The 26,742-nt window shown below is 37.2% G+C and carries 26 protein-coding genes, 2 tRNA genes and 2 pseudogenes; 28 read left to right on the top strand and 2 right to left on the bottom strand.

Features of this window, described 5'->3' with window-relative positions; genetic code table 11:
- Positions 1-10 precede the first annotated feature (10 nt).
- Together EL079_RS05770 and EL079_RS05765 are read right to left on the bottom strand one after the other, a co-directional pair.
- Entirely contained in the window at positions 11-1,366 is a 1,356-nt protein-coding gene (locus EL079_RS05770) for a TrkH family potassium uptake protein (protein ID WP_003031032.1), read from the bottom strand.
- Between the two features lie 268 nt (positions 1,367-1,634).
- Positions 1,635-1,823 (bottom strand): helix-turn-helix transcriptional regulator, encoded by a 189-nt coding sequence (locus EL079_RS05765; protein ID WP_003031034.1) that lies wholly within the window; start codon positions 1,821-1,823, stop codon positions 1,635-1,637.
- Between the two features lie 149 nt (positions 1,824-1,972).
- Between EL079_RS05765 and rsmH the strand changes: the two genes are divergently transcribed.
- The 28 genes and pseudogenes from rsmH (at position 1,973) to EL079_RS05625 (ending at position 26,381) form a co-directional block, all read left to right on the top strand.
- On the top strand, positions 1,973-2,923 hold the full coding sequence (rsmH, locus tag EL079_RS05760; RefSeq protein WP_003031025.1) for a 16S rRNA (cytosine(1402)-N(4))-methyltransferase RsmH: 951 nt from the start codon (positions 1,973-1,975) through the stop codon (positions 2,921-2,923).
- Between the two features lie 8 nt (positions 2,924-2,931).
- Positions 2,932-3,252 (top strand): cell division protein FtsL, encoded by a 321-nt coding sequence (gene ftsL, locus EL079_RS05755; RefSeq protein WP_003031041.1) that lies wholly within the window; start codon positions 2,932-2,934, stop codon positions 3,250-3,252.
- 3 nt (positions 3,253-3,255) lie between these two features.
- Positions 3,256-5,511 carry a penicillin-binding protein PBP2X gene (gene pbp2x / locus EL079_RS05750; RefSeq protein WP_018543631.1) on the top strand — a complete coding sequence of 752 codons (2,256 nt, stop codon included), beginning with the start codon at positions 3,256-3,258 and terminating at the stop codon, positions 5,509-5,511.
- 1 nt (position 5,512) lies between these two features.
- Positions 5,513-6,496, top strand: a complete 984-nt coding sequence (mraY, locus tag EL079_RS05745; protein WP_003031030.1) for a phospho-N-acetylmuramoyl-pentapeptide-transferase — start codon at positions 5,513-5,515, stop codon at positions 6,494-6,496.
- Between the two features lie 525 nt (positions 6,497-7,021).
- On the top strand, positions 7,022-8,980 hold the full coding sequence (locus EL079_RS05740; protein ID WP_003031106.1) for a peptide ABC transporter substrate-binding protein: 1,959 nt from the start codon (positions 7,022-7,024) through the stop codon (positions 8,978-8,980).
- Between the two features lie 200 nt (positions 8,981-9,180).
- Positions 9,181-9,266, top strand: a tRNA-Leu gene (locus EL079_RS05735).
- A 184-nt stretch (positions 9,267-9,450) separates the two neighbouring features.
- On the top strand, positions 9,451-10,332 hold the full coding sequence (locus tag EL079_RS05730) for a class II fructose-bisphosphate aldolase (protein WP_003025917.1): 882 nt from the start codon (positions 9,451-9,453) through the stop codon (positions 10,330-10,332).
- Positions 10,333-10,429: 97 nt separating this feature from the next.
- Positions 10,430-10,891, top strand: coding sequence for a GNAT family N-acetyltransferase (locus tag EL079_RS05725; protein WP_003031097.1), 462 nt, complete (start codon positions 10,430-10,432; stop codon positions 10,889-10,891).
- A 50-nt stretch (positions 10,892-10,941) separates the two neighbouring features.
- A tRNA-Thr gene (locus tag EL079_RS05720) sits at positions 10,942-11,014 on the top strand.
- A 217-nt stretch (positions 11,015-11,231) separates the two neighbouring features.
- Positions 11,232-11,678 carry a LytTR family DNA-binding domain-containing protein gene (locus tag EL079_RS05715; protein ID WP_003031093.1) on the top strand — a complete coding sequence of 149 codons (447 nt, stop codon included), beginning with the start codon at positions 11,232-11,234 and terminating at the stop codon, positions 11,676-11,678.
- 5 nt (positions 11,679-11,683) lie between these two features.
- A complete protein-coding gene (locus tag EL079_RS05710; protein WP_003031059.1) occupies positions 11,684-12,346 on the top strand; it encodes a LiaF transmembrane domain-containing protein in 663 nt (220 codons plus the stop codon).
- A gap of 134 nt (positions 12,347-12,480) precedes the next feature.
- Positions 12,481-12,669 carry a 50S ribosomal protein L28 gene (rpmB, locus tag EL079_RS05705; protein WP_003025909.1) on the top strand — a complete coding sequence of 63 codons (189 nt, stop codon included), beginning with the start codon at positions 12,481-12,483 and terminating at the stop codon, positions 12,667-12,669.
- Between the two features lie 175 nt (positions 12,670-12,844).
- Entirely contained in the window at positions 12,845-13,210 is a 366-nt protein-coding gene (locus EL079_RS05700; protein ID WP_003031118.1) for an Asp23/Gls24 family envelope stress response protein, read from the top strand.
- A gap of 2 nt (positions 13,211-13,212) precedes the next feature.
- Complete coding sequence (locus tag EL079_RS05695) at positions 13,213-14,880, top strand: DAK2 domain-containing protein (RefSeq protein WP_003031104.1); 1,668 nt, start codon at positions 13,213-13,215, stop codon at positions 14,878-14,880.
- Positions 14,881-15,470: 590 nt separating this feature from the next.
- Positions 15,471-15,686, top strand: a pseudogene (locus EL079_RS05690) (ATP-binding cassette domain-containing protein); the annotation flags it as partial.
- Positions 15,677-15,955, top strand: a pseudogene (locus EL079_RS05685) (response regulator transcription factor); the annotation flags it as partial. The pseudogenes EL079_RS05690 and EL079_RS05685, both read left to right, overlap by 10 nt.
- A 455-nt stretch (positions 15,956-16,410) precedes the next feature.
- Positions 16,411-16,575 (top strand): streptolysin S family TOMM toxin, encoded by a 165-nt coding sequence (locus EL079_RS05680; RefSeq protein ID WP_022524424.1) that lies wholly within the window; start codon positions 16,411-16,413, stop codon positions 16,573-16,575.
- A gap of 169 nt (positions 16,576-16,744) precedes the next feature.
- Positions 16,745-16,897 carry a streptolysin S family TOMM toxin gene (locus tag EL079_RS05675; protein ID WP_080559877.1) on the top strand — a complete coding sequence of 51 codons (153 nt, stop codon included), beginning with the start codon at positions 16,745-16,747 and terminating at the stop codon, positions 16,895-16,897.
- A 138-nt stretch (positions 16,898-17,035) separates the two neighbouring features.
- Positions 17,036-17,983, top strand: a complete 948-nt coding sequence (locus tag EL079_RS05670; RefSeq protein WP_018543632.1) for a SagB/ThcOx family dehydrogenase — start codon at positions 17,036-17,038, stop codon at positions 17,981-17,983.
- On the top strand, positions 17,983-19,050 hold the full coding sequence (locus tag EL079_RS05665; RefSeq protein ID WP_003031087.1) for a streptolysin associated protein SagC: 1,068 nt from the start codon (positions 17,983-17,985) through the stop codon (positions 19,048-19,050). The genes EL079_RS05670 and EL079_RS05665 overlap by 1 nt, the downstream gene beginning before the upstream one ends.
- Positions 19,051-19,054: 4 nt before the next feature.
- A complete protein-coding gene (locus EL079_RS05660) occupies positions 19,055-20,413 on the top strand; it encodes a YcaO-like family protein (RefSeq protein WP_003031070.1) in 1,359 nt (452 codons plus the stop codon).
- Positions 20,388-21,056, top strand: a complete 669-nt coding sequence (locus EL079_RS05655; protein ID WP_018543633.1) for a CPBP family intramembrane glutamic endopeptidase — start codon at positions 20,388-20,390, stop codon at positions 21,054-21,056. Before EL079_RS05660 ends, EL079_RS05655 begins: the two co-directional genes overlap by 26 nt.
- Positions 21,053-21,754, top strand: coding sequence for a SagF family protein (locus EL079_RS05650; RefSeq protein ID WP_003031100.1), 702 nt, complete (start codon positions 21,053-21,055; stop codon positions 21,752-21,754). Before EL079_RS05655 ends, EL079_RS05650 begins: the two co-directional genes overlap by 4 nt.
- A 20-nt stretch (positions 21,755-21,774) precedes the next feature.
- Complete coding sequence (locus EL079_RS05645; RefSeq protein WP_003031072.1) at positions 21,775-22,698, top strand: ABC transporter ATP-binding protein; 924 nt, start codon at positions 21,775-21,777, stop codon at positions 22,696-22,698.
- Between the two features lie 8 nt (positions 22,699-22,706).
- The gene (locus EL079_RS05640; RefSeq protein WP_003031062.1) at positions 22,707-23,834 is read left to right on the top strand and encodes a SagG family ABC transporter permease subunit; all 1,128 of its coding nucleotides are present in this window, start codon (positions 22,707-22,709) and stop codon (positions 23,832-23,834) included.
- Positions 23,831-24,949, top strand: coding sequence for an ABC transporter permease (locus tag EL079_RS05635; protein ID WP_003031101.1), 1,119 nt, complete (start codon positions 23,831-23,833; stop codon positions 24,947-24,949). Before EL079_RS05640 ends, EL079_RS05635 begins: the two co-directional genes overlap by 4 nt.
- Before the next feature lie 220 nt (positions 24,950-25,169).
- A complete protein-coding gene (locus tag EL079_RS05630) occupies positions 25,170-26,057 on the top strand; it encodes an SPFH domain-containing protein (protein WP_003028449.1) in 888 nt (295 codons plus the stop codon).
- 108 nt (positions 26,058-26,165) lie between these two features.
- Positions 26,166-26,381: a capsule biosynthesis transcriptional regulator gene (locus tag EL079_RS05625; RefSeq protein WP_003025899.1), complete on the top strand. Its 216-nt coding sequence runs from the start codon at positions 26,166-26,168 to the stop codon at positions 26,379-26,381.
- Positions 26,382-26,742: the final 361 nt, after the last annotated feature.

Here is a 26,742-nt window from a genome sequence, read left to right as displayed (position 1 = left end):
AAATTCCTTCCTATCCAATAATAATATTTGCATTGGCAAATTTAATTGTGTCTTTTTTCTTCGGTTTTCGATTGGAAAGACTGACAATTAAGGTCAATGGTCCGATACGTCCGATAAACATCAAAAACATAATCACGGTTAAGGCGGCATGATTTAAAGTAGGTGTTAGATTTGCCGTTACGCCCACCGTTCCAAGAGCAGACATGGCTTCAAACATTAAGTAAATAAAACGATGTCCATTATCAGCGACCATAGTCAAAAAAGTCAAGCCAATGATAAAGGTTGTTGTAAAGACAATCAAGACACTAAAGGCTTTTTGAATGGTAGAGGGAGAAAACGTATGGTGTCCAAAATTAGTATGAGGCAAGCCAAGGATTTCCGTTCGGGCAAAGGCTAATACGACCAAAAAAGTAGTGATTTTCAGTCCCCCTGCCGTTCCTCCGGGAGCACCCCCTAGAAACATTTGAATGATGTAAAGGAGAAGTGTCACTGGGCGAGCTTGTGTATAGTCAATTGTTGCAAAGCCAGCCGTCCGCATGGTGACGGTTTGAAAGAAGCTGACTAAAAGTTTCTTTTCAAAGGGAAGTCGACCAATAGTAGCTGTATTTTGATATTCTGTCAGAAATGTCAAGCAGGTTCCACTGATTAAGATGAAAGCTGTTAAAGCAAGGACCAATTTTGTGTGAAAACGTAATTTCCGCTTGTGTCCTTTTGTCTGGATATTTGTTTTTAAGTCAAACCAAACTGAAAAACCCAAGCCTCCCATGATAATCAAGGCAGCAATGGTCAAATTGACCAAGGCATCTGTTTTATAAGCTAGCAAGCTAGTGCTTCCTAAGTTGTCAAATCCAGCATTGCAAAATGCAGAGATAGCAAGGAAAATGGAGGTTAGAAGTCCTTTTCCCCATCCTAAAAGGGGGACAAAGCGAAAACTGAGGATAAATGCCCCAAGAGCTTCAATGCTGAAAGTAATGAGAAAAATAGAGCGAAGAAAGTCGCGAATAGAATTTGTCTCATCTCGACTAAGACTTTCTTGTAAAGTAGTACGATTGGAAAAACTGAGTTTCTGATTGGAGCGGACATAAATCAGCCCAATAAAGCTAATCAGCCCCAATCCGCCAATCTGAATGAGGAGCATACAGATAATCTGTCCCCAAACATTGTAAGTATCTGCAACAGACTGCGTAAAAAGCCCCGTCACACAAACCATTGAAACTGATGTAAAGAGGTGGTCAAAATAATTAGCTTTAGAAGTCGCTGTCTGCATAAAAGGCAGATTTAAAAGAAGAGAGCCCACCACAATTACAAGGGCAAAGCTCAATAAAATGCGCCTAGCAGGAGATAATCTTGATAAAAAATGTGACATTCGTATCTTCCCTCATAGAATAATGACTTTATTTTACCACAAAGCAGCTTAAAAGACGAGAAAGAAGGCACAAGAAGTCTAGTCCTTCTTTAAAAGTTTTCGACCGAAAAATATGCAACCAGCAATTACTGCCACATCTATCCAGAACAAGATCGGATCTGTCAAGGTGAAGAAAAAGTAGAAGGAAATGATAAGGAGAATTGCTAGAAGAGGTAAGATAATTTTTTTGTATTGTTGAAGTTTCATTTGAATGTAGCCTTTCTATTTTTTACTTATTCCAAAAAAGTGTGTTTAGGTCTGTCTTTAAAGCTAGTGCTAGGTTAATGCAAAGTTCTAGTGTGGGATTATATTTGTTGTTTTCAATCATGTTAATTGTCTGCCGCGAAACGCCAATTTGTTTGGCAAGGTCTAGTTGCGAGAGTCCTAGATTTTTTCGGAAATCTTTCACGTGATTCATGCATTTCTCCTTATCCTAGTGTCAAATATAAGTGACTTTTGTCCTTTTATTATAAATATACTTGTGAAATATGTCAAATATAATTGATAAAAAACTTTACATGATTCTAAAATTCTTTTTTTAAATCTTTGTGGTATAATAGTAAAGATATGACAAATGAATTTCATCATGTAACAGTTCTTCTGCACGAAACCATTGATCAACTTGATATAAAACCAAATGGAGTCTATGTTGATGCAACATTAGGTGGAGCAGGACATAGTGAATATTTATTGAGTAAATTAGGGGAAAACGGTCATCTATATGCTTTTGATCAAGATCAGACTGCTATTGAGCATGCTCAAAAACGCTTAGCGTCGTATGTTGAACAAGGAATGGTGACTTTTATCAATGACAATTTTCGTCATTTAAAAGCTTGCTTGAATGAACTAGGTGTTGAAGAAATTGATGGTATTTGTTATGATTTAGGAGTTTCGAGTCCGCAACTTGATGAGCGTGAGCGTGGCTTTTCCTATAAACAAGATGCTCCGCTTGATATGCGAATGAATCGTGAGGCAAAGCTAACAGCTTATGAAGTAGTTAATCAATATAGCTATCATGATTTGGTGCGGATTTTTTTTAAGTATGGGGAAGATAAGTTTTCAAAACAAATTGCTCGTAAAATTGAGCAAATGCGTGAAAAGAAACTGATTGAGACCACTACGGAGTTGGCAGAGATTATTAAATCTGCTAAGCCTGCCAAGGAATTAAAGAAAAAAGGTCACCCAGCTAAACAGATTTTTCAAGCCATTCGTATTGAGGTCAATGATGAGTTGGGAGCGGCAGACGAGTCCATTCAACAGGCGATGGATTTGTTAGCGGTTGATGGGCGGATTTCTGTGATTACTTTTCATTCGTTAGAAGACCGCTTGACCAAGCAACTTTTTAAAGAGGCATCAACAGTGGATGTGCCGAAAGGCTTACCATTTATTCCAGAGGATTTACAACCTAAAATGAAATTGGTTACTCGAAAACCTATTTTACCAAGTAAAGAAGAACTAGATAACAATAATCGCGCGCATTCAGCCAAGCTGCGTGTGGCGCAAAAAGTACATAAGTGAGGATTGAGATGGCAAATAATAGACCAAGAACGACTAGCCAGATACTTCAGGCGCGTATTCAAAGATTTTCTCGTGTTGAAAAGGCATTTTATGGCGCTATAGTCTTGACGGCAGTTATCTTAGCAACCAGTGTTGTCTTTATGCAAACAAAATTATTGCAGGTGCAACGTGATTTAACGACTGTCAATTCAAAAATTGAAGCAAAGCGCACAGAACTAGATGATGCTAAACAAGAAGTAAACGAATTGATTCGTAGTGAACGTTTGTCAAAATTAGCAAGTTCACAGGAAATGACTCAGAATAATGAAAATATCAGAACGGCGGAGTAGAGCATGAATGGACTCAGAAGACGAATTTTAAACCATGCTTTGAAAAATCGTAGGAATCCTGGTTACAACCGTAGACGAGTAGGGAAAAATCTAAGCGTTTTGACGGTTTTTGTCTTTTTTGTTTTCCTAATCAATTTTGCAATTATCATTGGAACGGGAAAGAAGTTTGGCGTGAATTTAGCTGAACAGGCAAGTCAAGTGCATCAAATCACAAAGATCGTCCCAGCTAAACGTGGAACTATTTATGACCGTAATGGTTTGCCAATAGCTGAAGACGCGACTTCCTATAATGTTTATGCTGTTATTGATAAAAGCTATAAGTCAGCAACAGGAGAAATTCTCTATGTAGAAGAATCTCAATACGATAAGGTAGCTGATGCATTTAACAAGTATCTTGGTATGGACAAGGACTACGTCAAAAAACAACTATCTCGAAAAAAATTACAACAAGTTTCGTTTGGTGCTCAAGGAAATGGTATCAGTTATAGCAATATGAATACCATTCGTGAGGAATTGAAAAAAGCGAAAGTAAAGGGAGTTGATTTCACAACTAGTCCAAATAGAAGCTATAAAAATGGGAATTTTGCTTCAGTATTTATAGGATTAGCGCAACTTCAGGAAAATAAAGACGGTAGCAAAATGCTTGTTGGGACGACAGGTTTAGAAGCCGCTTTAAACAAGACATTAGCCGGAACAAATGGTGTCATCACCTATGAAAAAGATAAAAACGGAAATATAGTACCGGGATCAGACAAGGTTTCAAGGCAAACACAAGATGGAAAAGATGTTTATACAACCTTATCTTCGGATTTACAGTCTTTCCTTGAAACGCGGATGAATGCTTTTGTGGAAAAAGCTAAGGGAACTTATGCCAGTGCCACATTAGTCAGTGCAAAAACTGGAGAAATTCTAGCAACGACGCAGCGTCCAAGCTTTGATGCCGATACGAAGCAAGATCTGACAAAAGACTTCGCTTGGTCTAGTGCTCTCTATCAAAATCAGTATGAACCTGGCTCAACGATGAAGGTTATGACACTAGCTGCAGCTATAGACAATAACACTTTCCCAGAAAATGAAACGTATAATAATAGTGGCTTACAAATTGCGGATGTAACGATTCGAGACTGGAATGTCAACATGGGACTTTCTGAAGGACAGACATTAACCTATGCTCAAGGCTTTGCTCTTTCTAGTAATGTGGGAATGGCTTCTCTTGAGAAAAAAATGGGTGACGAAAAATGGCTAGACTATCTTAGCAAGTTTAAATTTGGACTACCCACACGCTTTGGAATGAATTATGAAGATTACGGTGGTCTTCCGGCAGATAATATCGTAACCTATGCAATGAGTGCTTTTGGTCAAGGAATTTCGGTTACCCAAATACAAATGTTACGTGCTTTTTCTTCTATCGCCAATGATGGTGTAATGGTTGAACCAAAATTCATCAGTGCCATTTATGATTCCAAAAGCGGGAGTGCGCGTAAGGCTTCTACAGAAATTGTCGGGCACCCTGTTTCTAAAGATGCTGCTAAGTCAACGAGAGACCATATGGTGACTGTCGGTACAGATCCTATTTACGGAACCTTATATAGCAAGGCAGAAGGTCCGATTATCAAAGTGCCTAATCAAAATGTGGCAGTTAAATCCGGTACAGCACAAATTGCCGGAGAAAATGGCAGTGGTTATCTGACAGGGGCAAATGATTACATCTATTCTGTTGTGGCAATGACACCAGCAGAAAATCCTGATTTTATCATGTATGTAACTCTGAAACAGCCCTCAGAATCTTTCCAACCAATCTTCTGGAAAGAAGTTGTCAATCCGGTGCTAGAAGAAGCTGCAGCGATGAAGGATACGTTGAACTTGACGACGCAATCACCTGTTTTAAAGTCAGTTTCAAAAGAAATAACTTATAAAATGCCATCTACTAAAAATACCAGCCCTGGTGATTTAGCGGATGAGTTACGACGTAATCTTGTACAACCTATTATCCTAGGTACTGGTAAAAATATTAAAAAAGTTTCTGTAAAAACAGGTGAAGCACTGAAATCCAATCAGCAAATCCTTGTCTTAACAGATGACTTTACTGAAATGCCGGATATGTACGGTTGGACCAAGAAAAATGCTGAAACATTCGGTGAATGGTTGGGCATAAAAGTGCATGTTAAGGGTAAAGGCTCTAAGGTCGTTGCCCAAAGTGTCAAAACCAACGCATCACTCAAGAAAATAAAAGAAATAACAATTACATTAGGAGATTAGCATGTTACAAGCTATTGTTGCAGGTGTTGTGACCTTTATTCTAACTCTGGTTGGAATACCTGCTTTTATTCGTTTTTATCATAAAGCTCATATTTCTGGGCAACAAATGCACGAGGATGTGAAGCAGCACCAAGCAAAAGCGGGAACTCCAACCATGGGTGGGACTGTTTTCTTGGTAGCTTCCGTTTTGTCCAGTTTTGTGATTGCACTTATATCAAGAGAACTCTCAAGCGCTGCTTTGATGATATTGTTTATTCTTGTTTTGTACGGTATTGTTGGTTTCTTGGATGACTTTTTAAAGATTTTTCGCAAAATAAATGAAGGCTTAAATCCCAAACAAAAATTAGTTCTTCAAATTATTGGTGGTATTGTTTTTTACTTTTTCTTTGATACTCATGGTGGCGGTGACTTACTCAATGTTTTTGGTTTCCCAGTTCATTTAGGTTATCTTTATATCGCTTTTGCACTCTTTTGGCTGGTCGGTTTTTCCAACGCAGTCAATTTAACAGATGGTATTGATGGGTTAGCTAGCATTTCTGTTACAATCAGCTTAGCAGCTTATGCAGTTATTGCGACTGTTCAGCATCGTTTTGATATTTTAATTGTCATTTTGAGTATGATTGGCGGTCTGCTTGCCTTCTTCATTTTCAATCATAAACCAGCTAAAATTTTTATGGGGGATGTAGGAAGTTTAGCTCTCGGTGGTATGTTGGCAGCCATTTCGATGGCGCTTCACCAAGAATGGACGCTTCTTCTCATTGGAATTGTCTATGTTTTTGAGACAACTTCGGTCATGATGCAGGTTTCTTATTTCAAATTGACCGGTGGTAAAAGGATTTTCCGGATGACACCAGTTCATCACCATTTTGAATTAGGTGGTTTGTCAGGGCATGGTAAAGCTTGGAGTGAATGGAAGGTCGATTTCTTTTTCTGGGGAATTGGTCTTGCAGCTAGCTTACTAACACTTGCAATTTTATATTTATAAGAGAAACGAGGCGGGGACAATATTATTTCTGCCTCGCTTTTTTGTGACGAAAACTTTGTCCCTACCTCACTAGTCTTCTAGATTGCTGAATAGCCACCCCTCTGAGAGATGAGGTTAGAAACTAAAAAATGCAAATTTTATCTCTGGATGTCTCTTTTTTTGTTTTTAAATAGCAGAAAATCCGACAAATATATTAAAAAATCATGATTTTTCTTGTACTTATACGAAAAAAGTGTATAATAGGTTCAATATTTAGTTGAAGGAGGGGAGTAGCTGCTATCTTCATAAAGTAGAATGGCTTATTTTTTAACTTTAAAAGAATGTTTATTCAATTTGAGTCAAAAGATAAAATTTATTATTTTTGTTTCTTTATGTATTTTGCGGCTTATTTTAATCATATTATGCAGCAAATTACTAGTATTTTGAATAAATAATATTTCCTGTCAAAAACAGCTCTTTACTTTTTGAAACTATTTCGGTATAATATTCAATGTAACAAGATGTGACATTAGAGGAGGTTTATCTATGAAATCATCAAAATGGATTATTGCAACAGGAGTTGTGCTAAGCGCTGGAATCCTATTATCAGGTTGTGGCAAGTCAGCTTCTAGCACATCAACTTATTCATACGTGTATACACAAGATCCAGACACGCTAAATTATCTGATGGCGAACCGTGCGACAACTTCAGATGTTGTGACTAACTTAGTTGATGGATTATTGGAAAATGACCAGTACGGAAATTTAGTTCCGGCGCTTGCTAAGTCATGGACAGTCTCCAAAGATGGCTTGACATATACGTATAAATTACGTAAAGATGCTAAATGGTACACATCAGAAGGTGAAGAGTACGCAAGTGTAAAAGCGCAAGACTTTGTAACTGGCTTGAAATACGCCGCAGATAATAAATCAGAAGCCCTTTACCTCGTTCAAGATTCTGTCAAAGGTTTAGATGCTTACATCAAGGGTGAAACGAAGGATTTTTCAACGGTTGGAGTAAAAGCTCTAGATGACTATACAGTACAGTATACACTCAGCCGTGCAGAGACTTATTGGAATTCAAAAACGACCAATAATATCCTCTTCCCAGTTAATGCAGATTTCTTGAAATCACAAGGAAAAAATTTTGGTTCTGTAAAACCAACCAGCATTCTATACAATGGTCCTTATCTATTGAAGTCTCTGACAGCCAAGTCTTCTATGGAATTTGCTAAAAATCCTCATTACTATGATAAAAAGAATGTTCATTTGGATAACATTAAATTGACATATTATGACGGCTCTGACCAAGAAGCCCTTATCCGTAACTTCACAGATGGTGCCTATAGTGCAGCTCGTCTTTATCCAAATAGCTCTAGTTTTGCTTCTGTTAAGAAACAATATGCTAACAATATCATTTATAGTTTGCAAGATGCGACCAGCTACTATTATAACTTTAATTTAAATCGTCAGTCCTATAACCATACATCGAAGAAAACAGATGCTCAAAAGGCTGCGACCCAAGAAGCGGTGCTAAATAAAGCTTTCCGTCAAGCTATCAACTTTGCCTATAATCGTACTTCTTATGGTGCACAAAGTAATGGGAAAGACGGAGCGACAAAGGTATTGCGGAACACACTCGTGCCACCAACATTTGTTTCTATCGGTGATAAAACGTTTGGTGATGTTGTGTCTTCTAAGCTGGTAAACTATGGCTCAGAATGGTCAAACATGAATTTGGCCGATGCACAAGATGCTTATTACAATCCAGAAAAAGCTAAAGCAAAGTTTGCTCAAGCTAAAGCAGAACTGCAAGCAAAGGGTGTTCAGTTTCCTATCCACTTAGATGTACCAGCTGATCAGACAAGTAAAATTGGTGTTCAATGGGAAAGTTCCATGAAACAATCTGTTGAGTCTGTCTTAGGCACAGAAAATGTTGTCATTGATATTCAACAAATGAGTTCAGATGAATTAAACAATATCAGTTATTTTGCTAATACAGCTGCTCAAAAGGACTATGATTTGTATAATGGTGGTTGGTCTGGTGACTATCAAGACCCATCTACTTATCTAGATACTTTGAATATAAAAAATGGTGGTAGTTTGCAAAACTTTGGTCTGGAACCAGGTCAAGAAAATGATAAGATCAAGGCAGTTGGACTGGACACATATACAGAGATGCTAGCAGAAGCAAATGCTGAAACCAACGAAGCTACACGCTATGAAAAATATGCCGAGGCGCAAGCATGGTTAATTGATAGTGGCTTGACAATGCCAAACCTCTCTCTTGGAGGAACACCATCTGTGACGAAAACAGTTCCATTTAGCCGTTCTTATTCATTAGTTGGAATCAAAGGTGCTTCAAGCAGTTATTTCAAATATGTCAAACTGCAAGACAAAATTGTAACAACAAAAGAATATGAAAGTGCTAAAAAGAAATGGCTAAAAGAAAAAGAAACCTCTAATAAAAAAGCGCAAGATGACTACGAAAATCATGTGAAATAAAACAAATGTAAGAAACTTCTATGAACGATAAGCTTCGTAGGAGTTTCTTTTTGTTGTTCCTATCTAAAGAACCTATATCGAAGAAGTCTCAAATAAGAGTTGGCTTTAGGGAGTGATTTTAAGTGCTGACAGATACATTTTTTCAAAAAAATTTCTTGACAAGGAGTTTCTATCCTGTTATACTAATAAGGTACCCAATCGCGGGGATGGCGGAATTGGCAGACGCGCAGGACTAAGGATCCTGTGACCGCTTTAGGTCGTGAGGGTTCAAGTCCCTCTCTCCGCATCAGACAAGCTGGCTTCAGCCAGTTTTTTTGTTTCATTATTTTTGAAATGTGAGGAAAGAAAAACAGTTTTATAAGAGAAAGCGCTTAAAAGATTAGGAAATGCTGGTATTTTTTCCTAAAAAGTGATAAAATAAGCAATGTAAATGGGAAAACCCATAAAAATAAATAGGAGGCCTAATACTAATGGCAATCGTTTCAGCAGAAAAATTTGTCCAAGCAGCTCGTGACAATGGTTATGCAGTTGGTGGATTTAATACAAACAACCTTGAGTGGACTCAAGCTATCTTGCGTGCAGCAGAAGCTAAAAAAGCTCCAGTTCTTATCCAAACTTCTATGGGTGCTGCTAAATATATGGGTGGTTACAAAGTATGTAAACTTCTCATCGAAAACCTTGTAGAATCAATGGGAATTACTGTACCAGTTGCTATTCACCTTGACCATGGTCATTATGAAGATGCGCTTGAATGTATCAAAGTTGGTTACACTTCAGTTATGTTTGATGGTTCTCATCTTCCAGTTGAAGAAAACCTTGAAAAAGCTCGCAAAGTTGTTGAATTTGCGCATGCAAATGGCGTGTCAGTAGAAGCTGAAGTTGGTACAATCGGTGGTGAAGAAGATGGTATCATCGGTGACGGTGAATTGGCTCCAATCGAAGATGCAAAAGCAATGGTTGAAACTGGAATTGACTTCCTTGCAGCAGGTATTGGGAACATTCATGGACCATACCCAGCTAACTGGAAAGGTCTTCACCTTGACCACTTGCAAAAATTGACAGAAGCTGTTCCTGGATTCCCAATCGTACTTCACGGTGGATCAGGTATTCCTGACGACCAAATCCAAGCAGCTATCAAATTGGGTGTTGCTAAGGTAAATGTAAACACTGAATGTCAAATTGCCTTTGCAAAAGCTACTCGTAAATTCGTTGCTGAATACGAAGCAAACGAAGCAGAATACGATAAGAAGAAACTCTTTGACCCACGTAAATTCTTGAAGCCAGGTTTCGAAGCCATTACAGAAGCTGTTGAAGAACGTATTGACGTATTTGGTTCAGAAGGTAAAGCTTAATTACGTTTACCAAATAAACAAGAAAATCTCGCCTTGTGCGGGATTTTTGTTGAATAAATAAAAGATAAAAATTTGTTGGCAGGAATGGGAGAGAGGAATGGCTCAGATTAAAGAAATCAAGAAAGAGGATCAGAAGTTAGCGATTGCAGCTGAGATTTTGGCTGATTTACCAGAGTGGTTTGGTATTCCAGATAGTACTCAAGCCTATATTGAGGCGGCTGGGAAACTTCGTGTCTGGGGAGCTTATGAGGGGGATGATCCGCTTGGTTTTATTAGTTTGTCCTATTCCAGTGAAGACTGTGCAGAGATTGACTGCCTAGCTATCAAGAAAGACTATCATAGACAAGGGATTGGATCAAAGCTAGTGAATGTCTTGGAAATGGCAGCAGGACAACAAGTTGACTATTTACAAGTCAAAACAGTAGCACTGGGTCATTATCCAACCTACGATAGAACTAATGCTTTCTATCAGGCTCAAGGTTTTAAAAAATTAGAAATCTTCCCTCAGCTATGGGATTCACACAATCCCTGCATGGTTTTAATCAAGAAAATTTCCTAAAAACTTCTTGACAAAAAAATTTGACGTGTTAGAATAAGAATGTGTTGAATGCCGATTTAGCTCAGTTGGTAGAGCAACGCACTCGTAACGCGTAGGTCGTAGGTTCAAGCCCTATAATCGGCATCATTGAAGGTCTTCATTGAATTGAAGGTTTTTTTTTGTTATTTATAAAGTGTTGTTGTGTAAAAAGGTGCTAGAATCTGGTCAGCTTATGAAAAAGCAAGTAAGTTATTCAGGTTTTACAACCACTTACCTCTCCAAATGAACCACTTACTGAAAACCGCTTGAATTTCACGAACCAATTGTTATAATAAAATAAAGAAAAACGAGGGGAGCGTTTATGAAAATTCGAGTTGAGCTAGATTCTAATCTGGAAGAAGCAGAAATTGTCATTAAGGCACCTCGCTTTGATGAACAGATAGAGCGCATTCAGCGTTCTCTGGAAGAAGTTGCTAAGCCGTCTATTCTTTTTTACAAAGATACGAGCGAATACTATGTTGATTTAGCAGATATTCTCTTTTTTGAGACAGAGGGAAATAAGATTTTTGCACATGCTCGAAATAATGCTTATGAAGTAAAGCTGAAATTGTATGAGCTGGAAGAATGCTTGCCACGTTATTTCTGTCGTATTTCTAAGTCAACAATTACGAATATTAAAGCAATTTATTCGTTGGAAAAGTCTTTTTCAGGGACCAGCAGCATTCGCTTTTATGATACTCATAAACAAGTGCACGTGTCTCGGCATTATTTTCAATTTTTAAAAGAAAAATTAAGTGAAATGAGGTAAATATTATGAGAAAAACATTGTTTGGAGTGGGGCTTTTGGTATTGGCAGGCTGGGTGCTATTACAAGGAAATTTTGGTATTCCAGTTATGGATTTTAATTTTTGGCCGATGCTCGTTGTACTGGGCTTTGCTTACTTTGCGGTTGAAAATTTTTGGAGAGGAAATTTATCTGGTGGGGTTATTTTAGCCATTATTTCCTTAATCGTTGCAAATAGTAGCTATCACTTTTTGCCAATCTCATCTGGAACGATTTTCTTAGCAGGGATTCTGGCTTCTATTGGTATTGGCTTAATTTTCAAACCAAAACGGATTTGGGGTGTTTATCGTGGTTCAAATGCTCATCGCACTATAAATGGGGATATTAATTTTGGAAGTGGTACGCGCTACATCAATTCGGAAGATTTCACCTATGAAACGCTAGATTGTACCTTTGGTAATGCCACAGTTTATTTTGACAATGCCACGATAAAAGGCGATTCCGCTACCTTTGATGTTGATGTATCTTTTGGGAATGCAACGTTATATGTGCCTAGTAATTGGCGTGTGGAGTTGGATGTAGACAATGCTTTCGGCACAGTTACCAATCCCCGTAACATCAATGAGAAAGACAAGACCCTCTATGTAAAGGGAGATGTATCTTTCGGTCGTTTGGGAATTATCTATATTTAAGACTGATGGATTGGGCTACCTTGGCTAAATTTTGAAATATAGAGAAAATAGTCTTGCAAAATCATAGAAATTGTGATAAAATTTTACGGTATGTGGTATAAAACCCGTGAAACTAATCAGGAGGACAAGTATCAATGGCAAAAGTATGTTACTTTACAGGTCGTAAAACTGTATCAGGAAATAACCGCTCTCACGCAATGAACCAAACAAAACGTACTGTGAAACCAAATCTTCAAAAGGTGACAATCTTAGTTGATGGTAAACCTAAGAAAGTTTGGGCTTCAGCACGCGCCCTTAAATCAGGCAAAGTTGAACGCGTTTAATTTATGAAGAATCGGACCTCTTGGGTCCCTTTTCTTTTTGTACAAGAAAATAGATTTTTTAGGACAAGGAAAATCCCCAACATTGACTGAATCCTTTCTAATTATGTACTCTCTCTTTTACAGTCCGCGTAAAATATGGTAAAATAAACTATAAAATACTTTTGAGGTAGAAACTATGACTGTAAAAATCAATACAAAAGATGGTCAAATCGAACTGACAGATGATGTCATTGCGACAATTGTTGGTGGGGCAGCAACTGAAATTTTTGGTGTTGTTGGAATGGCCAGTAAAAATGCCATTAAAGATAATTTCCAAGCTTTATTAGGCAAAGAAAATTATGCGAAAGGCGTTGTAGTAAAGACAACGGACGAAGGTAGCATTGCTGTTGATGTGTATACAGTTTTGAGCTATGGTACCAAGATCAGTGAAGTGTCTAAAAATATTCAAGAACGTGTGAAATTCAGTCTTGAAAATCAGCTTGGAATTACTGCCGAAACAGTAAATGTCTATATCCAAAATATTAAAGTTGTAGGAGAATAATCGTGTCAAATATTACTACTAGTTTATTTCAAGAAATGGTGCAGTCTGCATCTACTCGTTTGAATAAACAGGCTGAATATGTCAATTCTTTAAATGTTTTTCCTGTGCCGGATGGTGACACAGGTACCAATATGGGAATGACCATTGAAAATGGAGCAAAGGAAGTTGCAGATAAATCTGCTTCTACTGTTGGTGAAGTGGCTGGAATTTTTGCTAAAGGTCTCTTGATGGGGGCGCGTGGGAATTCTGGTGTTATTACTTCACAGCTTTTCCGCGGCTTCTCTCAAAGTGTGAAAGAGAAGGAAGAATTAACAGGACAAGATTTAGCCCTTGCTTTTCAATCTGGAGTAGAAGTAGCCTACAAAGCTGTGATGAAGCCAGTTGAGGGAACGATTTTGACAGTTTCTCGTGGAGCTGCAATTGGTGCCAAGAAAAAAGCAGAAGAGACTAATGATGCTGTTGAAGTCATGAAAGCAGCTCTTGATAGTGCTAAGGTGGCTCTTGCTAAAACACCTGACATGCTTCCGGTCTTAAAAGAAGTTGGTGTTGTGGACTCTGGTGGTCAAGGTCTTGTTTTCATTTATGAAGGCTTTTTGTCAGCATTAACAGGCGAATATATTGCGTCTGAAGAATTTCAAGCAACGCCTGCAACTATGACAGAAATGATCAATGCAGAACACCATAAGTCAGTAGCTAGTCATGTGGCAACAGAAGACATCAAATATGGTTATTGTACGGAAATCATGGTAGCCTTGAAAAAAGGTCCAACGTATGTTAAAGAATTTGACTATGATGAATTCCGCAACTACTTGAATGAACTGGGCGACTCACTTCTTGTCGTAAACGATGATGAAATCGTAAAAGTTCACGTTCACACGGAAGATCCTGGTTTGGTTATGCAAGAAGGCTTGAAATACGGAAGCCTTGTCAAGGTTAAAGTAGACAACATGCGTAATCAACACGAAGCGCAGGTTGAAAAAGAAGAGCGTGAAAGCAGCCAGCCAACAGAAGAAAAAGAATATGCAATCATTGCTGTCGTTGCAGGAGAAGGATTGTCAGACATCTTTAAAGCGCAAGGTGTGGACTACATCATCTCTGGCGGGCAAACGATGAATCCTTCAACAGAAGATTTCATCAAGGCAGTTGAACATGTGAATGCTCGTCATATCATTATCCTGCCAAACAACAAGAATATCTTCATGGCGGCGCAATCAGCGGCTGAAGTGATTGAACAACCTGCTGCAGTGATTGAAACAAGAACAATTCCACAAGGTTTGACTAGCTTGTTAGCTTTTGACCCAAGCAAATCCATTGAGGAAAATCATGATCGGATGACTGCTACACTTGCAGATGTTGTAAGTGGTAGTGTGACGACAGCTGTTCGTGATACAACGATTGACGGTCTTGAAATTCATGAAAATGATAATTTAGGTATGGTAGATGGAAAAATTGTTGTTTCCAATCCAGACATGCTGACGACATTGAATGAAACGTTCAGTAAGATGTTAGATGCAGATAGTGAAATTGTGACGATTTACATCGGTGAAGATGGAAGTGAAGACTTGGCCAATGAATTAGCACAAGACATTACTGAAAAATTTGAAGATGTAGAAGTAGAAATTCACAATGGCGGACAGCCAGTTTATCCATATCTCTTTAGTGTTGAATAAATAGAATAACTGATGAAAAGGAGGCTGGGCAAAAAGTGTCTCAGCCTCTATCTCATTTGGTGATAAGCGAATGACGCAGCTTCAACAATTCAATGAATTGTTGAAGGCGGGAAATCAGCCTTGCACAGCAAGCCACTGTGATTGCTCAAAGCAATGTTTTGAGGTGGCGGATAAGACTTGCGATGCAAGTCTCAAGGTGATTCACTTTTCAAGATCGGAAGAGCACTTTTGACAAAAACTTTTTTTCTTTATCTGTCTCTTCAACAGTCTCCCAGACTGTTGAATGCCCTTGCAGGGTGGGACTACGAACTAAAATTTTTCGATTTTTAGTTCTGTCCCACTCCCTTTGTTTGTGACATTTGTCATGTTAAGCGATGACAAAATCATCTAGTAGCGATAAAAGAGTTGAGCTATAATGAAAGCAACAAGAGGAAATGAAGAGGTAGGAAATAAGTTGTAGACTTTGCTTCTAACTCTTGTTGACAGTAACTCTGTGGTAATCCAATCGTTAACCAGAAACTTTCCTGAGCCAATTGCTAGGACTTCTGTATTGGTTGTATTTCTACCAAAGAAATAATGAGGAGAAAAAGATGAAGCTGATTGAGGTGAATAATTTATCCAAGGAAGATTCATGGGAAAGATATTTTGAAGGATATTTCTTTTACGATTAACGATGGAGAGTGCGTGACGTTGATTGGTCCGAATGGAGCTGGGAAAACGACTCTCATGGATTGTTTGCTAGGGATAAATTTCTTACAGGTGGACAAGCTAGTGTTCGAGGATTAAAGCCAACAGACGAGCAGATGTAGATGCCTATGTTTTAAAGGAACGCAGTATTGCTGACCTCATGAAAACAATCCATACAGTATTAAAAGGGCAAAAAGAATATTCTCCTGAACTAATGGAAGCCATGATGACGAGTAAGAATCCCTTGTCCAATCAGGAAATTTTAGTTTTGCAAGCAGCAGCAAGACGTCTGTCTAGTAAAGAAATCGCTCAAAAACTTTACTTGTCGCACGGAACCATTCGCAATTATATGTCAAGCATTCTAACGAAATTAGCAGCAAAAAATTGATTAGAAGCAGTTTGGATTGTACAAGAAAATGGTTGGATTTGATAGTAATGTACGAAAAATAGAAATTTATCAGAATTATTATCATCTGATTGTTCGTTTTATTTTGTGAATAAAACATGACAAAGGGTGTGTTCAAATGCTATAAGAACGCGCTTTTTATTTTGTTTTAGATGGTTATATTTGTGAAATAGGAAAAAATTACTCAAAAAGTAGTTTGAAAATGTTTACGCGAAAGCGCTTTTTTTATATAATGTGAATGATAGAAATTGGATGACTGTCTTACTACGAAGTGTAAAGATTAGCTAGCCTTTGCTTTGCACTATGTTACAATCTGAGGTTAGGCCATTTCAAATCCAAAAGATTAGAATTGATATCATGACTCAGTCAATGTTTGATTCCCTAACTTCTATCACATGTTTGTAATATTACACATCATTTTATAAGGAGGACAAACTATGTTAAAATTTTCTTCAAACGTTTTAGCTACTAGCGTAGCAGATACAACTCAGGTTGCACCTGGTGGTTGTTGCTGTTGTTGCTGTACATGCTGCTTCTCTGTAGCAGTAGGCGGAAATGCAACTGGTGGTTCAACAACTGGATCCGTAGCACCTACAAAATAATTTTTCTTAACTGGTTTTATCTAAAGAATTGCTGGAGGAATAACTTCGTTCATGGATTGCTAGCTGTTCATGATGAGTTAAAAACTATTTCTTGACGATTCTTTGGATGAAGCTAGGTTAGAAAAACGATCACACATTCTATAGCAGAAAAAATAGAAGGATGAAAATTATGCTTAAATTAGATTCACATATTATGGCTACTAGCGTGGCAGAAACAACTCAAGTTGCACCCGGCGGCTGTTGCTGCTGTTGCTGTACATGCTGCTTCTCTGTAGCAGTAGGCGGAAATGCAACTGGTGGTTCAACAAACATTAAACCTTAAAATTTTGTTTATAGGAATTAGATGAGTTGGTAAAGCATCGATTCATCTAGTACAGCGGTCTAGTAGTAATTCGTCAGTGTTATGAGAATGCTAACGAATTACTACTATTTTATAAATATAGTAGTTAGAAAGTTCATTATGTCATTTTTTTCAAAAGACAAACGCCAATCAACTGTTTCCTCTCACCTGACAAGAGACGAAGCACGGCAATTATTTGAATTTAACACCAACCACTTCTCTTTCTCAGAGTATCATCATCAGACGGTTTTAAAAACATCCAAACAGCTTGTTGCTCAGCATCTCATGCCTTATGACAGTGATAATTTGAGTCAACAATTTTTACTGAATTATAAGACAAATAATGATTATTTAGGGTTTAAAACAAGCGTTTCTGAATTTTTCACAGATTCAGCTGTAGCGACTTTTACCAATAGTTCTTATTTTGAGGATTCTCAAGATGTCATAGCATTGCCGCAAGCAAAAAAAATAGCAGCTTCTCTGTCTACTTGCATTGTGAATAGGAGAAGTCATCGTCAGTTCAAAGCGCTGGAAATGTCTAAACAGGATTTAGCAAATTTATTGTATTACGCCTGTGGTGTTAGTGGGGAAGCAACTGTGAAGCCTGAGATTCGTAAAAAAGTTGCTTTAAGAAATTGTGCATCTGGTGGAGGACTTTATCCAATCACCCTGTATTTTTATGCCAGACAGGTTGAAGGACTAGAAGATGGCTACTATGAGTATTTACCCTACCAGCATGCTTTGAAATGCCATTCCATAGCTCCGGCAGAGGATATGAGAGCTTTTGCAGAGTTTGGCACTATCAATGCAGAAGATAGTAATCTTATTTTTATTTATGCCTATAATTACTTAAAAAACACTAGAAAATATGGCAATCAAGCAACTGCCTACGCATTTATTGAAGCAGGCGAAATTGCTCAAAATATTCAATTGGTGTCTACGGCTCTAGTCTATGGTAGTTTAGATATTGGCGGATATAATAAAGAATATATCGAAGAAAAATTAGGTCTAGATGGAATCAATCATCATGTGATACATATGACTGTTGTTGGAAATAAGGAGTTTTAATGAAATATCAATTAAATAGTAATGTTCGAATTGTCCAATTTAACGAAATATTTTGTTTTAGAAAAGGCATTTGGGACTTTAATGAGGCTACTTTGGATATTAGTCAAGAATCTCAAATCTTGAAAGCGGTCTATTGCGAGATGATTTCTGCGTTGTTTAAAGGACAAGCAATTGATATTACTGCTTTTGAAGAACGTTTAGATGCAGAGGACTTCGCCAAATTATTTCAGGTTGTTGAAGCTTTGTATTACAGTGACCTCTTGATGAAAGAAGATGAACAAGCCATTCAAGAAAACATCATGCAAATCTTAATGGGAAGTTCTCGTTTTATGGCAGAGGCTGGGCGAACAATGAATACAGTCCCAATTCTGTTTATTAGTGATACTGATTTTGTAAATGATTCGGCTCTGAAATTAGCAGAAGTAATGGGGATAAATATTAAAGTTGCGAGTGATGAACTAAAATTAAAGCTTCAAACGACAGATGTTTCTTCTCGCCTTGATGCCCTCACTCATCGCCAAAATATGCAGCTACTAACAAAAGAATTGCAATCTTATCAAGCCGTTGTTGTTTGTCAGGAGAGATTAAACGTGACAATGGTACGTCATCTCAATGAAGTCAGTGTTTCTTTGAAACAACAATTGATTCTAGGATTTGTAGATGGCCCATTTATACATGCTTGTACTTTGAATCCGCCACACACAGCAGATTTCGATAGTTTGGAACGGCGTGTTTTAGCACGTTTGCAAGACCACACCCTGTATCAACATTTTGCAAATCAACTCTTACCCGCTACTCAGCCTGTTAGTCAAGCATTTTTACCCTTATTGAATATTTTGATGAATTTAGTCATCAGCGAGGCCTTTTTAGTTGCTTGCACAGGAAATTCAAAATTTGAGGGGCGTTTATTAAGTATCTACTTGCCAACTTTGGAAATCCAAGTTCAGGATATTTTAAAGATGTCGAATTCCCAAACACAAGGTGCGCTGGCAAAATTAAGATATGAAGATCAACAAATTGCGACCCGTGAAATGGTAAAAGACTTACTGAGAGAAGATAGGGAATAAATGTATGCTAAATTATTATCCTTCATTTAATCAAATTTTTTCAGAATTTAAAGCTTTAAGTGGCAATCGGACAGGGATTTTGAACCAGACTCAAGTACCTATTTGCAATCATCCTCATGATGTATATTTAAAAAGTGTAACGGGTCAGATGCCAGATTACCATAAGCAATTTATCGGTGAGAACAGTCAGGTTAGTTACCATATCATTGGATACGGAAGCCATTATGAAGAAGCGCTGATTAAGTACTTAGGCGAAAGCATTGAGCGGTATGCAACAATTATTGCAGCAGATTTATTGGCTGATCGGATAGTTTATGCTTCCTATGCAGAACTGAGCCAGACAAATCGTGTTATGCCATTAGAGTATCTACGTGTCTTTACAAAAAAGCAGATTGAACAAAGTATCGCTTTTCATATGACAATGTGCCAAAAAGAGGTGACAGAAGAAGATGTCCTTGGCTGGGTGAAATGTCCCCTGTTGTTTGAAGATGAAGAGATGTATATCCCTGTTCAAATGCTCTGTGTGGGGTATAAACCAAATCATGAAGTTGGAGAACAGTATATTATTCCGGGATTTTCAACGGGAACAGCTTCGCACAAGACGTTAGAAGCAGCTATGTGCAATAGTGTCATTGAATATCTGCAAATTGATTCTATGATGTTGAGCTGGCATACTAAAAAGCCTTGTCGTCGGATTGAAATTGACGATCCAGATATCCTAGCTATTTTAGAGGAAGCACATTTGGGTGAAGATAGCCTTTATGAAATTATTCCAATTGATATGACCATCGGAGAGGACAATCCACTCTATACATTTGGCGTTATCTTGAAAAACAAATATCAAGAAGCTCCGTATTTGCTATTTGGTGTTCAAGCTGGTCTTGATCCAAAACATACACTTCTTCGTGGGATTATGGAAGCTTCAGCTATTAGTTATAGTTATTATTACAATTTACTGTATAATCAAGAGGCTTTAAGCAATATCGAAAGCACAGAACCACAATTTTTGGATCTGGATAGCAATGTATTTTACTATGCTCATGCCAAAAACCAAGAGAAAAAGTGGAAAGCCTTTGAGCCACTTATTTCTGGGAGTGTTACACTGAGTGAACTAGAAGATCATAGTGGTAAAAATAAAAAAGACGATTTGAGGATTTTGCTTGATTATACGAAAAAGGTCAGTCCTAACGCAGTATTTTTAGATATGACACCGCCCGAAGCAGCTGAAAAAGGTTGGTACGTTACGCGTGTCTTAATGCCAGACTTGCTTGAAATGTGCATTCCAGCTTTTCCATTTGCAAATCATCCGCGCATGAGACAGTTTGGAGGTGTAACACATGAATTTGTACACCCTATGCCTTAGCTTATGTTTTTTATTAGTTAGTTTAAATCCATCGATTCCCATGCAAGCTATTTTTGGACGAAATCCAAGCGGTTATGGTTTTGATTTATCACGATTTTTAAAAGCAGTCAATGCTTATTATGTCATAATGTTTTTAGGAATTGGTCTGCTATATCCTCGGTTCATTCAATTTTATGGACAAGTCAGCTTTGCTTATCTGCCTCTTGCTATTCTCTTGATGATTGGAATGTTCCTTTTGGAAGTTAGCTTTTCGCATGGGCTTCGCTGTTTAAAAGCTCAAAAATGGTTGCCTTTGAAATTGTCTGTCGTAGGGGCTGCTTCTCGTCCTATTGATGTTGTGCTGACGCTTTCTCTTGCCTTTTTTGAGGAAATGACCTATCGTTTGTTATGGTTTGACATTCTATTGCAGAAATGGGAACTTCCCTTTATCCTGGTCCTTCTCATCACTACCATTTTTTATGCACTCAATCATCTTCTAATGGGAAAAGAAATACTGTATGCAAAATTACTGACTGGTCTTTTATATGGTATAATTTATTATTGGAGCGGAAATATTTGGCTAGTTCTTTTTATCCACATTGGTGGAAATTTATGGATTGATTGCTTAAGTATTTATCAAGCAAAGAAAAGAGGTGCTTTATGACAACAATTGTGATAATTGCAGCTCTGCTTTTCCTTGCGTGTCTTACCTTTTGGCTAAACAAAGAAAATTTGCGAGTATTGAGGCGGTGGCATTTACATCATGTTAGTAACTTACCCTATCGCCAAGGTATTGAAATCATCTTATTAAGCTTTCAGCTATGTTTGATTTTCGGTTATTTCCTTTTTCTTTGGAGCAAGGGAGAAAGTACATCCTATTTTGTCTCCTTTTTAGGGCAAGGAAATTTCGATTGGCGATTTTTCTTCTTTTTAATCTTATATATATTGGCTTTAATAGAAGTGACAATGTTCGTTTTAATTGGGCTGATAGAAGTTGTTTTTAAGATAGATAGTCGAGCTACTTTTCAAAAAATGACATGGTTGGCATTTACAAAACAGCAGCCACTAGCTAGTATTCTTTTGCTTTTGTTGACAACGTTGACAGATGCTGCTTTCTATTTTGGAATTGTTCACCTTTCACTTAGAGAGGAACGTTGGGGATTTCTTTTGACTGTTCTTAGTTTTGCTATCGTGAAAGCTTGCTCTTTCAAAGGGAATCCAGAAAAAATAGTTGCGTTTTTACTATTTTTAAATATAGGTATTTGGTGTATGGTAGCCACCTTATTATATAGTTGGTTCGTTGGTATGTTGCTTCTTGGTTTAACTTACATGATAATTAGTTTTAAAGAGCAACACAGATAAATTAAAGAAAGGGAACATTTATGAGTCTTGTAGAATTAACAGACGTTACCAAAGTTTACTCAGGAGGAAAAACAGCGGTTGATCACGTGTCTTTTTCGCTTGAAAAAGGAAAAATTTATGGATTATTAGGACCGAATGGAGCCGGAAAATCTAGTTTAATCAATCTGATTTTAGGACTAACTCCAATGACATCTGGGAAAATCAGTTTGTTTGATCAGCCAATAAAGGTGATTAAAAAAGTGAGTTCAAAAATTGGATATGTTCCTCAAGATATTGCCATTTATCCAGATCTCACTGCTTACGAAAATGTAGAATTGTTTGGTTCTCTTTATGGTTTAAAAGGCGCAACTCTCAAAGAAAAGGTACTGAAAAGTTTGGAATTTGTAGGCTTGACTGACCAAGCGAAAAACTTTCCTCGTCAATTTTCAGGTGGCATGAAACGACGTTTAAATATTGCGTGTGCTTTGGTTCATTCTCCACAGTTGATTATCTTTGATGAACCAACGGTGGGGATTGATCCGCAGTCACGTAATCATATTTTGGAGTCCATTCGTCTTCTCAATGCACAAGGGGCGACAGTTATTTATACAACCCACTATATGGAAGAAGTTGAAGCACTATGTGACTATATCTATATCATGGATCATGGAAAAGTGATTGAAGAAGGAAGCAAAGGCGATTTAGAAAAACGTTATGAAAAAGACTTTGCTCAAAAGATAATGGTAACAGTAACAGACGGAGGGATTTCTGGCTTGGCAAATGAACCAAATTGGAAGATTACAGAGCTAGATCATGAAATTATCATAACAGTTGAGAATGAAAGTATTCAAAGGGTGATTGAAAAGTTAAACCAAGCTCACATTCATTTTAGTGAAATTCGTCATACACATTTGAATTTAGAAGAAATCTTTTTACACTTGACCGGTAAGAAGTTAAGAGATTAGGGGTTGCTATGATTCTATTTCATTTAATTAAAAAAGAAAGTCTGCAAATCTTTAGAAATCGAACGGCGATTTTGATGATGATTATTTTTCCTATCTTGATGATAGTGATTTTGAGTTTTGCTTTCAAATCCAGTTTTAATACAACAACTACCGTTCCCCATCTGAAAGTTCGCTATCAGCTTGAAGGAGCTGAAACAGATTACCAGAAGAATTTCACAAAATTTCTAAAAACGTTAAATAAAGAACTGGGATTTGAAGCAAAAGTGAGTAAGAACCTGTCCGCAGATAAACAAAAAGTCAGCGAAGGAGCTTTAACTGCTACTCTAGAAGTAAAAAGCGATAAAACAATTAAGGTGACGACCAACCGCATCAATCAACAGAATGCAGACTTGGTGAAGATGTTGGTTGATACTTATGTTGATAATGCTAAAACCTATGACTCGATTGGAGAGCTTTATCCAGCCACCCTTAATAATATCAAAAAAAGAACGGTTGATTATATTAAAACGACCTCTATCCAAACCAGCAAAGGTATGACTTCGGCAGACTATTATGCCATTTCCATGTTCACCATGATTACTTTTTATAGTATCATGTCAGCTATGAATTTAGTTCTCTCAGACCGTCAGTTAGGTGCGGTAAATCGTATCCGTTTGACAGGTGTTTCTAATGTTCATATTCTTTTGGGAAAATTAATGGGAGGCATGTTTGCAACTGGTGTTCAACTAACTGTCTTGTATATCTTCACACGTTTTGTTATGCAAGTAAATTGGGGTAGTCATCATTTGCAGATTCTTGGTGTGACAGCGTCTTTGATTTATCTTTCCATTGCAATTGGAATTGGACTGGCTAGCGGTATCCGAAATGAATCTTTCTTAATGGTGGCTTCAAATGCCGTCATTCCAATCTTTGCTTTCTTAGGGGGAAGTTATGTTCCTCTATCCACTCTTAATAGTGAATTTATCAATCAATTATCAAATATTTCCCCTATAAAATGGGTCAATGATAGTTTATTCTATCTTGTATTTGGAGGGCAAACCAATCCTATCCCAACGACTTTACTCGTTAATCTAGGCTTAGGAACTGCCTTTATCCTCTTTGCCCTATTTCGGATGAGAAAGCAGGTGACAGCATGATTTCCTTTATAAACATTCTTTTTAAGAAAATTTGTCGCAAAAAATCAAGCTACGTGACCTTTATCTTATTGCCGATTTTGACCACTTTACTAGCACTCTCTTTAAGTTTTACAGGTGAAAGTGCTGCGAAGATTGGGATTTTAGATAAGGATAAAAGTCAAGTTTCAAAACAGTTTGTTTCACAAATCAAGCAAAATGAAAAATATGATATTTACACGAAATTTGATGAGAAACAGATAGATAACTACCTAAAAAATAAAACGCTAGAGGCTGTTTTAGTGATTGACAAAGGCTTTGGAAACAAAGTGCTTCGTGGGCAAACACAAAAGTTGAATTTGCGCGCTATTTCTAGCAGTCAAGTGACAGAATGGTTTAAAGCCAATGCAAACTATCTTTTGGAAAATTATAATACGATAGGGGATGCTGCAGCTGGTGATCAGACGATTTTTAACAATATCTTAGCTCATAATAAAAAATTGTCCTATAAAGTGCGTCAAACGACCTTAGCAGACCTTTCACAAAGCAAATCTGTTTCCTCAACCACGACTGGTTTTCTTCTGATTCTAATGTTAGGAAGCGCCAGTGTGATTTATAGTGGAATCTTGACTGATAAGACTTCTCAAATCTACAATCGTTTAACCTTATCTAAATTGTCTCGATTGAAATATATGTTGAGCTATGTTTGTGTCGGCCTAGTAGCTTATGCGATTCAAATTGCCATTATTTTGGGAATGTTGAAAGTCGTTAACATCAGCTTTTACATTCCTATCTGGGCTTTGTTAACGACTTTCCTCTTGTTTAGTTTGCTCGTGATTGGCTTTGGGCTTTTTGTAGGGGCGATTTCTAAAAATAGCCAACAAAGCAGCCAGCTGGCGAACCTTATTATTATGCCAACTTCCATGTTAGCAGGCTGTTTATGGCCTTTAAAGATTACACCTAGCTATATGCAAGCAATCGGAAAATTACTACCACAAAATTGGGTGCTTTCGATTGTGGATGTCTTCCAATCAGGTGGAACGATTGCTGCTGCTTGGCCTTATATGACGGCATTATTTGCAGTAGCTGCTATACTGATTGTATTTTCTAGTTGGATGTTAAAACCCATTCATCATTGATGATAAAAAACTTTTAGAGCAAATTTTTCTCTAAAAGTTTTTTTGATGTCTGAAAATGAAACGATAGATGAGGAGAACTGCTAGCTTTAAAATAAGGGAGTTTATATGCTTCCACTATCTAAACTTCTTTTATAATTTGTTTTTGTTTGTAATCGCTTTTGTTTGATAAACTCTTATAAGTATGCTATAATCTTGAAAAAGAAGATAGGAGTTTCATATTATGCTATTTTTAATAGTGCCAATTATTATTGTCGTGCTGTTTCTCATTCTTTTTAGCTCGTTGTATGTCGTTCGTCAACAGTCTGTAGCGATTATAGAACGTTTTGGGAAATATCAAAAGTTAAGTAATAGTGGAATTCATTTGCGTTTGCCATTTGGTATTGATCATATCGCAGCGCGTGTGCAATTGCGCCTCTTGCAAAGTGAGATTGTGGTTGAAACGAAGACACAAGACAATGTATTTGTCATGATGAATGTCGCTACACAATACCGTGTCAATGAAAATAATGTAACAGATGCTTACTATAAATTGATTCGCCCAGAAGCTCAAATCAAGTCTTATATTGAAGATGCATTGCGTTCATCTGTTCCTAAATTGACCTTGGATGAATTGTTTGAAAAGAAAGATGAAATTGCGCTTGAAGTCCAAAAGCAAGTGGCAGAAGAAATGTCTACTTACGGTTATATCATCGTAAAAACCTTGATTACTAAAGTTGAGCCAGATGCAGAAGTCAAGCAATCAATGAATGAAATCAACGCTGCCCAACGGAAACGTGTTGCTGCGCAAGAATTAGCTGAAGCTGACAAGATTAAAATTGTGACAGCCGCAGAAGCAGAAGCTGAAAAAGATCGCCTTCATGGGGTTGGTATCGCCGAACAACGGAAAGCAATTGTAGATGGATTGGCAGACTCAATTAAGGAATTAAAAGGTGCGAATGTTGAATTGAAGGAAGAACAAATCATGTCCATTCTTTTAACCAACCAATACCTTGACACGTTGAATAATTTTGCAGACAATAAGGGAAATAATACAATTTTCCTACCAGCAAATCCTGACGGAGTGGAAAGTATTCGAACACAAATATTATCAGCACTCAAAGCTAAATAAAGAATATTCTGAATTGTTTTATTCATCAAATAGGCAGCCCTTTCCATTGACAAAACAAACAAAAACCTTTACAATATTTAGTTAGAAATAATAAAATAGGAGAAGGAAATGGCTAAATCTAACTTTGAAAAAGTAGAATCAGTTGTTAGCTGGGTTCGTGATAAGAAAATCACAGGTTATCGCATCAGTAAAGAAACGAACGCTCGTGAAATGTCTATCATTGCCCTTGCTCAAGGACGTGCTAAAGTGAAAAATATTTCATTTGAAACCGCTCTTGGATTGATTGATTTTTACGATAAAAACCACGAAAAGTTTGAAAACTAATCGTTGTATTTTTAGCAGGCTATCAGCCTGCTTTTTTTGTTTGCAATTGTAAAATAGTATAATTTTATATGGAAACAACAAATAATTATAAAGCAGAAAGTTTATTTATTCGCTTCCTATCTAATTCTTTAGAATGAATATTTTTACAGAAAAATGATAAACCGCTTTCTACAATACAATCTATTTTAAAAAATATTCTTAAAAATTAGAGTTTTATTTTTAACAAGAAAATGTTCTAATAAATGTGTATTCAAACATTCTGTTTTGTTTGAATAAAAATTAGTTTTTCAATTGACTTCTTAAAGATTTTGGAGAGAAAATAAAGACGAGACTGGAACAAAAGTCCTTAACCTCGTCAGAT

The organism is Streptococcus anginosus, assembly GCF_900636475.1.
GTDB lineage: Bacteria > Bacillota > Bacilli > Lactobacillales > Streptococcaceae > Streptococcus > Streptococcus anginosus.
This window is presented reverse-complemented; position numbering and strand designations above follow the sequence as displayed.

Excerpts from the sequence above, each read along its gene's own strand:
- pbp2x (WP_018543631.1), top strand. The coding sequence starts at position 3,256 with ATGAATGGACTCAGAAGACGAATTTTAAACCATGCTTTGAAAAATCGT.
- EL079_RS05680 (WP_022524424.1), top strand. The coding sequence starts at position 16,411 with ATGTTAAAATTTTCTTCAAACGTTTTAGCTACTAGCGTAGCAGATACA.
- EL079_RS05740 (WP_003031106.1), top strand. The coding sequence starts at position 7,022 with ATGAAATCATCAAAATGGATTATTGCAACAGGAGTTGTGCTAAGCGCT.
- EL079_RS05675 (WP_080559877.1), top strand. The coding sequence starts at position 16,745 with ATGCTTAAATTAGATTCACATATTATGGCTACTAGCGTGGCAGAAACA.
- EL079_RS05670 (WP_018543632.1), top strand. The coding sequence starts at position 17,036 with ATGTCATTTTTTTCAAAAGACAAACGCCAATCAACTGTTTCCTCTCAC.
- EL079_RS05665 (WP_003031087.1), top strand. The coding sequence starts at position 17,983 with ATGAAATATCAATTAAATAGTAATGTTCGAATTGTCCAATTTAACGAA.
- EL079_RS05635 (WP_003031101.1), top strand. The coding sequence starts at position 23,831 with ATGATTTCCTTTATAAACATTCTTTTTAAGAAAATTTGTCGCAAAAAA.
- EL079_RS05645 (WP_003031072.1), top strand. The coding sequence starts at position 21,775 with ATGAGTCTTGTAGAATTAACAGACGTTACCAAAGTTTACTCAGGAGGA.
- EL079_RS05715 (WP_003031093.1), top strand. The coding sequence starts at position 11,232 with ATGAAAATTCGAGTTGAGCTAGATTCTAATCTGGAAGAAGCAGAAATT.
- EL079_RS05725 (WP_003031097.1), top strand. The coding sequence starts at position 10,430 with ATGGCTCAGATTAAAGAAATCAAGAAAGAGGATCAGAAGTTAGCGATT.
- rpmB (WP_003025909.1), top strand. The coding sequence starts at position 12,481 with ATGGCAAAAGTATGTTACTTTACAGGTCGTAAAACTGTATCAGGAAAT.
- rsmH (WP_003031025.1), top strand. The coding sequence starts at position 1,973 with ATGACAAATGAATTTCATCATGTAACAGTTCTTCTGCACGAAACCATT.
- EL079_RS05650 (WP_003031100.1), top strand. The coding sequence starts at position 21,053 with ATGACAACAATTGTGATAATTGCAGCTCTGCTTTTCCTTGCGTGTCTT.
- EL079_RS05625 (WP_003025899.1), top strand. The coding sequence starts at position 26,166 with ATGGCTAAATCTAACTTTGAAAAAGTAGAATCAGTTGTTAGCTGGGTT.
- EL079_RS05765 (WP_003031034.1), bottom strand. The coding sequence starts at position 1,823 with ATGAATCACGTGAAAGATTTCCGAAAAAATCTAGGACTCTCGCAACTA.
- EL079_RS05630 (WP_003028449.1), top strand. The coding sequence starts at position 25,170 with ATGCTATTTTTAATAGTGCCAATTATTATTGTCGTGCTGTTTCTCATT.
- EL079_RS05730 (WP_003025917.1), top strand. The coding sequence starts at position 9,451 with ATGGCAATCGTTTCAGCAGAAAAATTTGTCCAAGCAGCTCGTGACAAT.
- EL079_RS05655 (WP_018543633.1), top strand. The coding sequence starts at position 20,388 with ATGAATTTGTACACCCTATGCCTTAGCTTATGTTTTTTATTAGTTAGT.
- EL079_RS05700 (WP_003031118.1), top strand. The coding sequence starts at position 12,845 with ATGACTGTAAAAATCAATACAAAAGATGGTCAAATCGAACTGACAGAT.
- EL079_RS05710 (WP_003031059.1), top strand. The coding sequence starts at position 11,684 with ATGAGAAAAACATTGTTTGGAGTGGGGCTTTTGGTATTGGCAGGCTGG.
- EL079_RS05770 (WP_003031032.1), bottom strand. The coding sequence starts at position 1,366 with ATGTCACATTTTTTATCAAGATTATCTCCTGCTAGGCGCATTTTATTG.
- mraY (WP_003031030.1), top strand. The coding sequence starts at position 5,513 with ATGTTACAAGCTATTGTTGCAGGTGTTGTGACCTTTATTCTAACTCTG.
- ftsL (WP_003031041.1), top strand. The coding sequence starts at position 2,932 with ATGGCAAATAATAGACCAAGAACGACTAGCCAGATACTTCAGGCGCGT.
- EL079_RS05640 (WP_003031062.1), top strand. The coding sequence starts at position 22,707 with ATGATTCTATTTCATTTAATTAAAAAAGAAAGTCTGCAAATCTTTAGA.
- EL079_RS05660 (WP_003031070.1), top strand. The coding sequence starts at position 19,055 with ATGCTAAATTATTATCCTTCATTTAATCAAATTTTTTCAGAATTTAAA.